Genomic DNA, 13,109 nt, shown 5'->3' on the forward strand with positions numbered 1-13,109 from the left:
TGCCTAGAGGGTCGCCGCGCCTGCAAATTACCCGCGTTAGGCGCTCCGCCGTCCCTCCAAACGGTCGCAACACTTTGATGCCGTCCAACCATGTCCCCCGTTGCCCCTCTGCCCCAGTCGGTTCCCGGTTCCGCCGCACCTGCATCCTTACCTCACCGCGCCCTGCCCATGGAAGATCCGGCCCGCGTGAAGGCCTTGGCGCGGCTACACCTGCAAACTCCCTCCCCCGACGGAAACTTCCACCGTTTCACCCGACTGGCCAGGGAGTTCCTGAAGGCTCCCGTCAGCATGATCGCTCTCGTCGGAGAAAAGCATCAAACCCTGCAAGCTTACGAAACGGCCGAGGAGGAACCGCCCTTCCCCATCGACCCGGACCTCGGCCTCGAACTCAACCGCATCGTCGTCGAGCAGGGACATCCGCTCATCCTCGAGGATCCGACCGCGGTGCGCGCCGCCCGGGGCGAAAATAACTCGATCAGCCTGATCGAAGCGTATGCCGGCTACCCCATCTGCACGCCGGACGGCTTTGTAATTGGCGTGTTCTGCATTCTCAGCCCGACGCCACAGCGCTGGCAGTCACAGGAGCTCGAACTTCTGCATGACCTCAACCAACTGGTCCAATCGGAGATCGCCCGCATCCAACAGCGGGTGGTCAACGAGGCCGCCTTGCAGGCCAGCGAAGATCGCCTGGCCAAGGTGCTGGGCTGGGCCGATTGTTTGGTCTGGGAAGCCGAGGTCGACTGCGACTCCGAGCACTGGGACTGGCACTTCAATATCCAGCCGTCGGGTCTCAGTCAGCGGCTGTTTGGCAGTCGCGTTTTGGCCAGCAGCGAGGGCCTTTACTACAAACTCCATCTGCCCGACCAACCCGACATGGATCGTCGCTGCCGTGAAGCCATCCTCGGCGGCGCGCCCGGTTACCAACAGGAGTTTCGCATCATCAACCAGGACGGGTCCGAGACGTGGCTGAGCGAAAGCGTCACCATCTCCGCCCTCGGCAACAAACGCTACTGGTTGGTCGGCGTGGCCACCGACATCACCCTGCGCAAGCGTCTCGAACAGGAAATGACCCGGGCCCGCGACAAAGCCGTCGAGGCTTCGCGACTGAAGTCCCAGTTTCTCGCCAACATGAGTCACGAAATCCGCACTCCGATGAACGGCATCATCGGCATGACGGACGTGTTGCTCGCCACCGAGTTGTCGGACCAACAGAAGCAGATGACCGAGGTCATCCGCCAGAGCAGCGACGCCCTGCTGCTGATCATCAACGACGTGCTCGATCTGTCGAAAATCGAAGCCGGCATGTTGAAGATCGAGCGCGCTCCGGTCGCCCTGCGCGACCTCCTGCAGGAAGTCACCGAACTGTTTGCACAGCCGGCCCGTGCCAAGGGGCTGGACCTCGATTGTCACATCGACTCCGCGGTCCCCGACACGGTTCCGAGCGACAGCCTGCGCCTGCGACAGATCCTCTCCAACCTGATCGGCAACGCCATCAAGTTTACCGAAACCGGCCGGGTGGCGGTCGACCTGCGGATCAGCACAGCGCCCCGCCAAATCCGTATCACTGTTTCGGATACAGGCCCCGGCATCCCTGCCGCCGAGCAGGACCGTTTATTCACCCCTTTCGTTCAGGTGGACGGGTCTTTCACCCGCCGCCATGGCGGCACCGGGTTGGGTCTGGCCATCTCCCGGGAGCTCGCCGAGCTCATGGGCGGCACCATCACGTTGAAAAGCCAACCCGGCGAAGGGGCCGCGTTCACCATCGAACTACCCGTGGAGCTACCGGCCGCCGAATCCCCCGCCGAGCCGGTTGTCCCTCCCTCCCCTCCCCCCGTAGCACCCGCGACCGCCGCCGCACCGGAGCCGACCGCCGCGGAAACGGCACCTGTCGCCACACCTGAGAACACGGCGTCGACCGACCTCGCCCGCGTGCTCTTGGTCGAAGACAACGTCACCAATCAACTGGTCGCGTCCCTGCAGCTCCAACGGATGCGGGTCGGCTTCGCCATCGCCAACCACGGCGAGGAAGCCTTGGAGATTTTGGCCCGGGAGACCTTCGATGCCGTGTTGATGGATTGCCAGATGCCGGTCCTCGATGGCTACACCGCCACGCAGCGCATCCGAGCCGGGGAAGTGGCGGGACTCGATGTAAACATCCCCGTCATCGCCCTGACCGCCCACGCCATGGTGGGAGACCGCGACCGCTGCCTGGCCGCCGGCATGAATGACTACGTGGCCAAGCCCATCACCATGCGCTCCCTGCAGGTCGCTCTCAAAAATTGCGGGGTGCTGCGGTCCGAGGACGCTCCCCTCCGCCCGAGAACTCCTGCCGCCGCGGCGACCCGCCCGTTGAATCTGCAACCCAGCGTAATCGCCGAATACCGGGAGCTTCCCGGCGAGCACCACCCTTCCCTGCTGGAGGATCTGTTGCACGAATTCTGTGACAACGCCCCCGCTGAGATGAAAAAGCTGCGCAAACATGTGGAGCGAAACGAGCCTGCCGAGGCCGCTCGCCAAGCCTTCGAGGTCGCCGGCTTGTGCGCCAACCTGGGTGCCAACGAGGGACGCAACACCTTGCTCGCCATGAGTGAGTCGCTCCGCCACGGCGACCCGTCCACCGCCCTGGCCCAGCTCAACGCCTGCGCCCCCCTGATCACCGAGATCGCCGCCGAGGCGCAACAGCTCCTCGATAAACTGGGCCACGAAAAACCGACTACTTGAGCCCGGCTTCGTAGCGCTCGATCCAGGCGAGGTGCCACGTGCCGTAATCGCCGGCCTCAATGTGGGCCCGCGCCTGCGCCATCAGATCGAGGTAGAAGTGCAGGTTGTGCAGCGTGAGCAGCGTGCCCGCCAACATCTCCTCCGCGATCACCAGATGCCGCAGGTAGGCGCGGCTGAAATTGCGACAGGTGTAGTTGGCCAGCCCCTCGACGATCGGGTTCGGATCGCTGCGGAAGCGCTCGTTGCGCAGGTTGATCGGTCCGTCCGGGGTAAACACCAAACCGTTACGCGCCACGCGCGACGGCAACACGCAGTCGAACATGTCCACGCCCAGCGCGACCATTTTGAGCAACTGCGGCGGCGTGCCCAGGCCCATGGTATAGCGGGGTTTGTCGGCCGGCATGAAGGGCGTCGTCGCGCCCACCTGTTTGAGCATTTCCGGCTCAGGTTCGCCCACACTCACGCCGCCCACGGCGTAGCCCGGCAGGTCGAGCGTGGCCAACTGCTCGGCCGCCTCGCGGCGCAGATCGTCGAAGGTCGACCCCTGCACGATGCCGAAGAGGTGGTGGCGCTGCGCCAAAAAGCCCGAGTCGACCGCGATGTCGCGACATTGCTTCGCCCAGCGAAAACTCCGCTCCACCGCCGAGGCGCAGGCATCCCGCTCGCACGGCCAGGGCGGGCACTCATCGATGACCATGGCAATGTCGCTGCCGAGGTTGGTCTGGATCTGCATGACCTCCTTGGGCCCGAGGAAGAGCTTCGCGCCGTCGAGGTGGCTTTGGAACTCGATCCCGTTGTCCTTGAGCTTGCGCAGCTTGGCCAAGGAGAAGACCTGGAAGCCGCCGCTGTCGGTCAGGATCGGTTTATCCCAGCCCATGAACTTGTGCAGGCCGCCCATCTCCGCGACCAGTTCGCTGCCGGGGCGCAGATTGAGGTGGTAGGTGTTGCCCAGAATGATCTGCGCGCCGATTTCGCGTAAGTGGGCCGGTGTCAGCGCTTTGACCGTCCCCTGCGTGCCGACCGGCATAAAAATGGGCGTCTCCACCACCCCGTGACGGGTGCGAAGACGGCCGCGACGGGCGGCGGTAGCTGTATCGGTGGTAATGAGATCGAAGTGGGCGGGCATGGCGCTGCGACAGCCTACCCGGACGCTTGACCCCGCTGTCAATCCGCCAGCTAATGGCCGGCTACTCAAGTTCGCCGTGCTTCTCGTCATCGACAACTACGACTCCTTCACCTTCAACCTCGTCCAGTATTTCGGGCAACTGGGCGTGGAGCAGCGTGTTTTTCGCAATGACCAGATCACGCCCGAGGAGGCCCTCGCCCTCAATCCCGAGCGCGTCCTCATCTCCCCCGGCCCCTGTTCGCCCAAGGAAGCCGGCGTCTCTCTCGAGATGATCGCCACCTTCGCCGGCAAAGTTCCGCTCTTCGGCGTCTGCCTCGGCCACCAGTCGATCGGCCACTACTTCGGCGGCAACGTCGTGCGCGCCGACCGCCTCATGCACGGCAAAACCTCGCCGATCACCCACACCGATACCGACGTGTTTTCCGGCCTACCCCAGGGCTTCGCCGCCACCCGTTACCATTCTCTGCTCATCGAACGCGCCTCCCTCCCCGACTGCCTCGCCATCACGGCCGAGACCGCCGAGGGCGAAATCATGGGCATCCGCCACAAAACCCTGCCCATCTGGGGCGTCCAGTTCCACCCCGAGTCCATCGCCACCGAAGGCGGCATGAAGATTCTGGAGAACTTTCTGGCGCTAAACTGATCCCAAGTCCGCACGTAAGCACACCATGCGCTGTCCCAAATGCACTTCGATCGATGACAAGGTCATCGACTCCCGCATCAGCAAGGAGGGCAACACGATCCGTCGCCGCCGTGAATGCCTGGAATGCGGGCACCGTTTCAGCACGACCGAAACCCTCGTGCGCGAGGGCCTCTCCGTGATCAAACGCGACGGCCGCCGCGAGGACTTCGAGCGCAGCAAACTCGCCCGCGCCATCAACGCCGCCTGCCACAAGCGCCCGATCGACGAGGAGCAGATCGCCATGCTCATCGAGGACGTGATCGACGCCCTGGAGGCCCAGTTCGACACCCAGATCCCGTCGCGCCACATCGGCGACGCGGTCATGCAACGCCTCTCCCGCATCGATCAGGTGGCCTACGTGCGCTTCGCCAGCATCTACAAACAGTTCCGCGACGCCTCGGAGTTCATCCACGAGATCAACGCCCTCGATCGGCCGAAGACGCCTCAGGTATGACCAAGCTCGCGCGCGAAGACCTGCGCCGCTTGCACCTCGTCAATGCCCTCTTTGCCCACGTCACCGGGCAGGACCTGTATTTGGCCGAGCAAATCAAGAGCGCCATCACCTTCAGCCTCGCCGAGTTCGAGGCCCAGACCCGAGAGCACCCGGAGTTCGCCGCCCAATACGACGCGGCTTTCAACAACGCCGCCGCCAAGCTGCTGGAGGACTCCTTCAGTCACCTGCCCCGCCACGGCTTTTTTCACTGGGACGCTACCTCGACGCTAACCGCCGCCGAGCCGCTCTTCGCTCGCGCCGAACTCATGACCGGCCTCAAGCGCCTCACGCCGTTCCGCGAGTCGACCCTGCTGGTGACCAACCTGCGCCCGGCCTTCCTGCCGCCCGACAAGCGCCAGACTCCCAAACGCAAAGAGCGTTACGCCGAGTCACTCACCTACATCCGCGAACTCGCCGCCGCCCGCACCGCCCCGTCGGCCAACCTCAATTTGCTGTTTCTCTAGCGGTCCGCCCCACGACCGCCCCGCGGACGATTTTTTCCGTGTGTTCCCGGCCGTCCGTCGGCCAAGCTGGGTCTCATGCCCACCCTCTTTGAGAAGATCATCGCCCGCGAAATCCCGGCCAAGATCGAATGGGAAGACGAGTTTTGCATCGTCATTCACGACATCCAGCCGCAGGCCCCGCTCCATCTGCTCATCATTCCGAAGGAGCCCATTCCCCGCCTCGCCGAAGCCGGTGACAACGATGGCCCACAGCTCGGTCACCTCCTGCTCATCGCCCGCGAAATGGCCAAGAAATTCGACCTGGCCAACGGCTTCCGCGTCGTGATCAACAACGGTCCCGACGGCTGCGAAAGCGTGCCCCATCTCCACGTCCACCTGCTGGCCCAACGCCAGATGCAGTGGCCTCCGGGCTGAGCTCCACGCCCTTACGTCGCCTCGTAGCGGCCGTCGGTGCGCTTGGCCAGGCGGCGCTGCAGTTCGAGCATCATCAGCGCGGTATTCACCTCGCTGATACCGAGCCCAGTCAGCCCGACCAGTTCGTCCGGGCCAAGTTGGGCGCCGCCGGCAAAACACGCCATTACCTTGGCCTCCGTCGGCGCCATCGGCGGACCTTCGTCCTCGACCGGCAACTCCGCCTGCGCGCCGATGCGCTGCGGCTTGAGTCCGTCGAGATAGGAAAACTCCGCGAGGATATCGTCCACGCAGGTCACCAGAGTCGCCCCGTCGCGAATGAGCTGGTGACAGCCCGCGCTCGTTGGCTGATCGATGCGGCCCGGCACCGCAAAAAGTTGCCGCCCCTGCTCGCCCGCAAATCGCGCCGTGATCATCGAGCCGCCCGCGACATCCGACTCGATCACCACCACGCCCTGCGACATGCCCGCGACGATGCGATTGCGCATGGCGAAGGACTGCCGGTCGGCCCTCCGGCCGAAGGGAAACTCACTCACCACCGCGCCGTTCGCCGCGGTCTGCCGGTAGAGATCGAGGTTCTCCGGCGGGTAGATGATGTCCATGCCAGTGCCGAGCACCCCCACCGTCGGACCACCGGCATCGAGCGCCCCTTGGTGCGCGTGTGAATCGATACCCCGCGCCAAACCACTCACGATACAAAAACCCGCCCGCGTGAGTTCACCGGCCAGTGCATGGGCAACCTTCTGACCATAAAGGGTGGTTTTGCGGCTGCCGACGATGGCGAAGCCGGGACGATCAAAGGTGTAGTCACCACGCTGATACAGCCCAATGGGCGGATCATAAATTTCGCGCAATGCCGCCGGATAGTGTTCGTCGACGCAGGTGACGAATTTCGCCCGCGCTTTGGCGATGCGAGCCTCCTCGCGAGCGAGATCAAAGACCTGTTCCCAGCCCACGATCGTCGCGCTCGTTTTGGGCCCCACGCCCTTCACCGCTTCGAGGGCTTTGGCCGGTGCCGCCAGCACCGCTACTGGATCCTCGCCAAACGCTGCCAACAAACGGCGCAGGTTTACCGGCCCGATGTTGGGCAGCGCATTGAGCACCAGGTAAGCCTGAGCCGCCGTGAGGTTCATGCCGCCGGATCCGTGCGCAGCACGGCGTTGAGGTGATCGATGATGGCGGTCGTGCGCACGACCACTTCGCCCTGCGATCGCGCGACTGCGCGCGCCGCCAGACCTTGCCAAGTGACAGCCTGCGCCGCAGCGCGGATGGGCTCCGTCGGTTCGCCGGCGAGGAGCCCGCCGATCAGGCCCGCGAGGATGTCGCCACTGCCACCGCGTGCGAGCACCGGCCCGCCGTCGATGCCGTGGTATATCACTCCGGCGTGCTTGATCGTCGTGATCGGCGCTTTGCGCACGACGTGAGTTTTGGACGGGTCGATGGCCTTCTCGATGCGGGCATACTCGCCCGCATGCGGCGTGAGCACCCGCGGTGCGGTCCCGAGAGCGATAAGGTTGCTTTGCAGGGCGTCGGCATCGAGCACCATCGGTGTCGTCGCCTGGCGAATAAGCTCGGCCACGAGCGCATGCGTTTCCGGTTCGCGACTGAGCCCGGGACCGATCACCAACGCTTGCGCGCGGGAAAGCTTTTCGCGGATGGCGAGACCACTCTCGATCGCAATGCCGCCGTCCGGGGTTTCCGCGCACCCCATCCACATGATTTCCGGCCACTGTGCGGCCATGGCCGCAGCGATCGATTCCGGCACACACGCCGTCACCAAACCCGCGCCGCTGTGCAGCGCAGCAATCGCACTCATCGCCACCGCGCCCGGATAACTGCGCGAGCCGCCGACGATGACGACATGGCCGAAGGTGCGTTTGTCGGAGTGGGCCGGACGCAGCTGGCGGAGCGGATTCAGCACCGCCGTCGTCAACACCCGCTGCTCACCCGGCGACGCGTCGGTGAAGAACCCCAGATCGAGGTAACGCAGCCGGCCCGCGTTGGCGCAGTTGAGCAACGGAGTTTTGAGAATGCCGGTGGCGTATGTGACATCGGCGCGGAAGGCGCCGTCTTCGTCCAAACCGCTCGGCAGGTCCACGGCGGCGCGCACGCGAGTCGTCAGCGCGGCCGACGCGGCCAGCCATGCCAAGGCCGGTTCGCGCAGCGGCGGGCGAAATTGAAAACCAAATACACCGTCGAGCACCGCCGCGTAAGCGCCCGCCAAACCGTCTCGCGTGACCGCCCGCACCCGCTCGCTGCCGCCGATCTCCTGCAGACGTCGCCACGCCGCCACCGCCAGCGGGCGCAGCGCGTTTTGCCCAAACACAAAACCCACCTCCACCTGCCACGTGTTGCCCGGTTGGCCGAGCAGTTCGGCCGCGGCGAGCAAAGCGTCGCCGCCGTTGTGACCTTTGCCGACGAGTAGCAGCAGCCGACCACCGTGTGTCGAAGCGCCGGCCACGGCCAGGTCCTCCAACAGCGCGTGCGCGACCGCGCGGCCTGCCTGCTGCAGGGCCGCCCATTCCTTGGCCTCATCCCCGCCGAAAAGCTCCCGCTCCCACGCCGCCGCGGCCGCGCAATCGAGAATGGGATGCGTGCCGGGCAAATACGTCATGCTCAGGAAGCGATGCGCGTTACCGACCGCTCGGTGGCGGCGGCAAGGTGTTGAACTCCGGCGCCTGCGGTTTGGCGGGCGGTGGCGGACGTTTGTCGGGGTTGGCCTCGAAGAACCGTTTGGCGCGTTGCTCGGCCGTTTCGGTGAAAAGGATGGGGCTGTGCTCCGGGCCGTAACCGTCGATGGGCAGCCGACTGAAACCGGGGATGGCGCGGAAGTAGTCGGCGTCGCGCAGACGAATCACTTCGAAGTGATCGCTGAAGCTCATGGTGGTGCCGTTCCACACCGCAAACTCGGTGCGGTCGTCCGTCCAGAAGGCCCAATCACGCAACCCGGCGAAGAGTTCCTGCACCATTTCCATGCTGGGTTTGTCGCCCACGGAGAGCGGGTTCTCCCGCGGCTTTTCGGGCGGAGAGTCCGCGGAGCTCGCGGTCGCGGCGAGCGTGGTCTCGGCCGGCGCGGGCGCGTCGTCGTGGTCACCACCACTTTGGAAGCCCCACATGGTCAGCAGGCCGGCGGCAAAACCGACCATGATCCAGGAGGGAACTTGGGAGGGTTTCTGAGTTTCGGTCGAGGGATCAGCGCTCATGCGGATGCGGGAGGAGTTTTAAGAATGGCGGCAACGGCCATGGCGGAGGTTTCGGTGTGGGACAGCGACACCAACACATGCGAGCCCCCGACCTGTTGCAACAACGCCTCGCCCTTGGCGTCGAGACGGATGCGCGGTTCGTGACGTTCGCCATGATAGACGGAAATCGACTGCCAGCCGAGCTCGGCACCGATGCCGGTGGTGAAGCACTTGGAGACGGCTTCCTTGGCGGCGAAGCGAGCAGCGTAGTGTTTTTGCGGGTGCTTCAGACTGTCGCAGTAGGCTCGCTCCTCGGCCGTGAACACGCGGTTGAGGAAACGCTCGCCCTGCCGCTCCAAGACGCCTCGGATGCGTTCCACCTCAATGAGGTCGCAGCCAAGGCCGAGAAGAATGCCGCCGGGTGGAAGGTCGATCATGGATAGGAAGCGACTAGCGAGTAGCGACTAGCGAGTAGAGTAAAAACGCCTACCGGCCTGATGCTCGCTACGCGCTACTCGATGCTCACGACTGCCCGGCGTTCAGCCGCTCGCGCATTTCGCGCACGGCTTCGTCGATGCCGGTGAAGAGCGCGCGGCTGATGATGCTGTGGCCGATGTTGCACTCGTGCAGGTGCGGGAGCGTGCGGATCTCGGCGACGTTCACGTAGTTGATGCCGTGGCCGGCGTTGACCGTGAGCCCGAGCGCATGGGCTTGTTCGGCGCCGCGCACGAGGCGGGACCACTCCGCCGCGCGGCGATCTTCGACATAGAAGGCGTTGGCCCATGCGCCGGTGTGTAGTTCGATGCAGGGCGCACCGAGCTCGGCGGCGAGGGCGATCTGCGGCTCATCGGGGTCGATGAACAGGCTCACGGTCACGCCGACCGCCGCCATTGCGTCGATGATGGTCTTCACCCGCTCGCGTTGCCCGACCACGTCGAGTCCGCCCTCGGTCGTGATCTCGGCGCGGTTTTCCGGCACGAGGCAGACGGAGTCCGGTTTCAGTTCGATCGCGATCTGCGTCATCTCCGGCGTGCACGCCATCTCGAGATTCAGGCGGGTGGCGATCGACTCGCGCACGCGGCGCGCATCGGCATCGATGATGTGCCGGCGGTCTTCGCGCAGATGAATGGTGATGCCATCAGCACCGGCGCGCTCGGCTTGCACGGCGAGGGCGACGGGATCCGGTTCGACGGCGGGTTCGGCGCCGGCCGGGACCGAGCGGTAGCGGGCTTGGCGGACGGTGGCGCAGTGATCGATGTTGAGACCCAGGAGAATCATTACGGAAATCGATAACGGTTTCCGGCCGGCGCGAAATCAGGAAAACGAATGCGCCCGCACTTCCGACGGTGCAGCTTCGCCGCTATCGGACGCGCAATTGTAACGGTGCCTCCCTTGAGCGCCTGCGCCAGAGCCAGTAAGCCTTCGAGTCCTGTTCCGTCCTCACCCTCGATTCGACTCATGACTGCCGACCGCCTTCTCCGCGCCGCTCTGTTCTTTGCCCTCACGACCACCGGTCTGCTGGCCCACGACGATGAAGCTCACCATTGGGATGAGCCTTTTGATTTCCCGGATCTGCCGGGCTACCTGACCCTTGTCAGCGACCTGCATCAGCACTCGGTGTTTTCAGACGGCGCGGTGTGGCCGACCATCCGCGTGCAGGAGAGCAAGCGCGATGGCATTGAGGTGATGGCCCTCACCGAACACTTGGAGTATCAGCCCCACGCCGCCGACATCCCCCACCCCGATCGCAATCGCAGTTTTCACCTCGCCCACGACCACGCCCAGGATGACTTGCTCGTGGTGACCGGTGCGGAAGTCACCCGCAGCATGCCCCCGGGGCACATCAACGCGATTTTCATCGAGGACGCGAATCGGTTGATCATGGACGACCCGATGGCCGTGGCGCAGGAAGCGACCCGCCAGGGCGGTTTCCTGTTCTGGAACCATCCCATGTGGCTGCCGCAAAAGCCCGATGGCGTCTCCGAACTCACGCCCCTGCATGAGCAAATGATCGCGGCCAAGGTCCTGCATGGCATCGAAGTGGTGAATCATGGCCGCTACTCCGAGGAGGCACTGCAGATCGCACTCGATCACGATCTTACCATCATGGGCACCTCGGACGTGCACGGTCTGATCGCGTGGGAATACGAAACCTACCCGCACCTGCATCGTCCGGTGACCCTGATTTTCGCCGAGGCGCAGACGGCGCCGGCCGTGCGCGAGGCTCTCTTCGATCACCGCACCGTGGTCTGGTATACGGATACTCTGATCGGACGTCAGCGCTGGGTGGAGCCATTGACCCGCGCCTGTCTCGACATCGCGCCGGTGGGTTATCCCAACGATCACCTCGCCCTCAAGGTCGTGGTCTCCAATAGCAGCAGCACGCCCTTCACCCTGCGCAACCGCTCGGCCTACGCGCTGCATCGGACGGCCGACATCTTCCGGGTGCCCGCACACGGTCAAATCACCTTGGAATTCAAAACCCGGGAGAAGCTCGAAGCCGTCGACCTGAGTTTTGAGGTGCTCAACGCCATCATCGCGCCGGCCACCCATCCCACCCTCACCTGGGAAAAGTTGACGGTCGGCACAGACGCGTCGGCCGCCGCAGAGCACTGAGCCGGGCTACTGTCCGCGCGCGGACTCCCGCTCACGCCTACGCTCGGTCCGACATTTTGCCCTTTCGATGCGCGCCGTTCGTGCATCCACTTCGCGCATGCCGCCTCCCGCCAAACGCGAGAACCTGCTCGTTAATCTGCTCTGCAACATCGCGATCCCGTCGCTCATTCTGGCCAAGGCCAGCACGCCGGAGCGACTGGGACCGGTGGTCGGGCTGATCGTCGCGCTGGCCTTCCCGGTGAGCTACGGCATCTGGGACTTTGCCAAGCGCAAGCAGGCCAACTTCATCTCCATCCTCGGTTTTGCCAGCGTGCTCCTGACGGGCGGACTGGGGCTCACCGAAGTCGACCGCTTCTGGTTCGCCGTCAAAGAGGCCGCGGTGCCCGCCCTCATTGGTTTGGCGGTATGGATCTCGATGTATACCTCGCGCCCGCTGGTGCGGCAGTTTCTCTTCAACGATCAGGTGCTCGACGTCGCCAAGATCGAGGAGCAGTTGCAGGAAAAGGGACGCGTGAAGACCTTCGATGCGTTACTCAAATCGTCGACCTACCTGCTGGTGCTGTCCTTCGCGCTGAGCGCCTGCCTCAACTTCGGGTTGGCGCGCTGGCTCCTGCAGAGCCCGACCGGCACGCCCGAATTTAATGCGGAACTGGGCAAGATGAATGCCCTCAGCTGGCCCGTCATCGTGCTGCCCACCATGGTCATCATGATCTTCGCGCTCTGGCGGCTGGTTTCCGGCATCACGCGGCTGACCGGTCTCAAGTTTGAGGAAATGATCCACGCCGAGCACGTGAAGAAGGACTAACAATCCACCGGCCGCGGGCCGTATTTCGAGGCAAAAACCGACATTGCCGGCCAAGGCTTTTTCGGCACTTTTGCGGGCGATTGCACGCATGAATACCCCGATGCCTATGTCCTCTGCCTACCCTGTCCCCAAACGGTCCCGCGGTTTTACGTTGGTCGAAATCATGATCGTGGTGGTGATCATTGGCCTCTTGGCGGCCATGGCCATTCCGGCTTTCTCGCGGGTGCGAGAGAACTCCCGCCACTCCACCCTCGCGAACGACATTCGCATCTTTGCCGCCGCCTTCGAAACCTACGCGCTGGAGCACGGGAGCTTCCCGGCCGACACCAACATCGGGGTGCTGCCTCCCGCGATGCTGAGCGGCAACAGCACCCTCGACGCGGATGCCTTTGCCGCCAAGACCCCCATCGGCGGGAATTACGATTGGGACTACAATGTGTTCGGCGTCGTCGCTGCAGTGTCGGTCGCGGATGCCACCATCACCACCGCTGAGCTCACCCGCTTCGATGCGAAGTTCGACGACGGCGATCTGACCACCGGCCAGTTCCGCGGCAACACCGGTCGCTACTCCTACGTGCTGCAGTTCTGAGGACTGCGGTTGCGGTCTCG

The 13,109-nt window shown here is 64.4% G+C and carries 14 protein-coding genes; 8 read left to right on the forward strand and 6 right to left on the reverse strand.

Annotated features, from left to right (window positions below):
- Nucleotides 1–168 precede the first annotated feature (168 nt).
- A complete protein-coding gene (locus K1X11_RS09415; protein ID WP_221029688.1) occupies nucleotides 169–2,721 on the forward strand; it encodes a GAF domain-containing hybrid sensor histidine kinase/response regulator in 2,553 nt (850 codons plus the stop codon).
- Here the strand turns inward: K1X11_RS09415 and tgt are convergent.
- Nucleotides 2,714–3,847 (reverse strand): tRNA guanosine(34) transglycosylase Tgt, encoded by a 1,134-nt coding sequence (tgt, locus tag K1X11_RS09420; RefSeq protein WP_221029687.1) that lies wholly within the window; start codon nucleotides 3,845–3,847, stop codon nucleotides 2,714–2,716. The genes K1X11_RS09415 and tgt overlap by 8 nt on opposite strands.
- A gap of 76 nt (nucleotides 3,848–3,923) precedes the next feature.
- Between tgt and K1X11_RS09425 the strand changes: the two genes are divergently transcribed.
- From K1X11_RS09425 to K1X11_RS09440, 4 genes are all read left to right on the forward strand, one after another.
- Entirely contained in the window at nucleotides 3,924–4,490 is a 567-nt protein-coding gene (locus K1X11_RS09425; protein ID WP_221029686.1) for an anthranilate synthase component II, read from the forward strand.
- A 25-nt stretch (nucleotides 4,491–4,515) separates the two neighbouring features.
- Nucleotides 4,516–4,983, forward strand: coding sequence for a transcriptional regulator NrdR (gene nrdR, locus K1X11_RS09430; RefSeq protein ID WP_221029685.1), 468 nt, complete (start codon nucleotides 4,516–4,518; stop codon nucleotides 4,981–4,983).
- The gene (locus K1X11_RS09435; protein ID WP_221029684.1) at nucleotides 4,980–5,486 is read left to right on the forward strand and encodes a hypothetical protein; all 507 of its coding nucleotides are present in this window, start codon (nucleotides 4,980–4,982) and stop codon (nucleotides 5,484–5,486) included. Before nrdR ends, K1X11_RS09435 begins: the two co-directional genes overlap by 4 nt.
- A 75-nt stretch (nucleotides 5,487–5,561) precedes the next feature.
- Nucleotides 5,562–5,900: a histidine triad nucleotide-binding protein gene (locus tag K1X11_RS09440; RefSeq protein ID WP_221029683.1), complete on the forward strand. Its 339-nt coding sequence runs from the start codon at nucleotides 5,562–5,564 to the stop codon at nucleotides 5,898–5,900.
- An 11-nt stretch (nucleotides 5,901–5,911) separates the two neighbouring features.
- On the opposite strand, the gene dprA is transcribed toward K1X11_RS09440, so the two are convergent.
- From dprA to K1X11_RS09465, 5 genes are all read right to left on the reverse strand, one after another.
- On the reverse strand, nucleotides 5,912–7,030 hold the full coding sequence (gene dprA / locus K1X11_RS09445) for a DNA-processing protein DprA (protein ID WP_221029682.1): 1,119 nt from the start codon (nucleotides 7,028–7,030) through the stop codon (nucleotides 5,912–5,914).
- Entirely contained in the window at nucleotides 7,027–8,511 is a 1,485-nt protein-coding gene (locus K1X11_RS09450; RefSeq protein WP_225919305.1) for an NAD(P)H-hydrate dehydratase, read from the reverse strand. Before K1X11_RS09450 ends, dprA begins: the two co-directional genes overlap by 4 nt.
- A 19-nt stretch (nucleotides 8,512–8,530) precedes the next feature.
- Nucleotides 8,531–9,100 carry a hypothetical protein gene (locus K1X11_RS09455; RefSeq protein ID WP_221029681.1) on the reverse strand — a complete coding sequence of 190 codons (570 nt, stop codon included), beginning with the start codon at nucleotides 9,098–9,100 and terminating at the stop codon, nucleotides 8,531–8,533.
- A complete protein-coding gene (gene acpS, locus K1X11_RS09460; RefSeq protein ID WP_221029680.1) occupies nucleotides 9,097–9,516 on the reverse strand; it encodes a holo-ACP synthase in 420 nt (139 codons plus the stop codon). Before acpS ends, K1X11_RS09455 begins: the two co-directional genes overlap by 4 nt.
- A gap of 85 nt (nucleotides 9,517–9,601) precedes the next feature.
- A complete protein-coding gene (locus K1X11_RS09465) occupies nucleotides 9,602–10,357 on the reverse strand; it encodes a pyridoxine 5'-phosphate synthase (protein ID WP_221029679.1) in 756 nt (251 codons plus the stop codon).
- 180 nt (nucleotides 10,358–10,537) lie between these two features.
- Here K1X11_RS09465 and K1X11_RS09470 point away from each other — a divergent pair, with 180 nt between their 5' ends.
- From K1X11_RS09470 to K1X11_RS09480, 3 genes are all read left to right on the forward strand, one after another.
- Entirely contained in the window at nucleotides 10,538–11,695 is a 1,158-nt protein-coding gene (locus K1X11_RS09470) for an Sb-PDE family phosphodiesterase (RefSeq protein WP_221029678.1), read from the forward strand.
- A gap of 97 nt (nucleotides 11,696–11,792) precedes the next feature.
- Nucleotides 11,793–12,500, forward strand: a complete 708-nt coding sequence (locus K1X11_RS09475) for a VC0807 family protein (RefSeq protein WP_221029677.1) — start codon at nucleotides 11,793–11,795, stop codon at nucleotides 12,498–12,500.
- A 100-nt stretch (nucleotides 12,501–12,600) separates the two neighbouring features.
- Nucleotides 12,601–13,089: a type II secretion system protein gene (locus tag K1X11_RS09480; protein ID WP_324726153.1), complete on the forward strand. Its 489-nt coding sequence runs from the start codon at nucleotides 12,601–12,603 to the stop codon at nucleotides 13,087–13,089.
- Nucleotides 13,090–13,109: the final 20 nt, after the last annotated feature.

It is taken from the genome of Actomonas aquatica, assembly GCF_019679435.2.
GTDB lineage: Bacteria > Verrucomicrobiota > Verrucomicrobiia > Opitutales > Opitutaceae > Actomonas > Actomonas aquatica.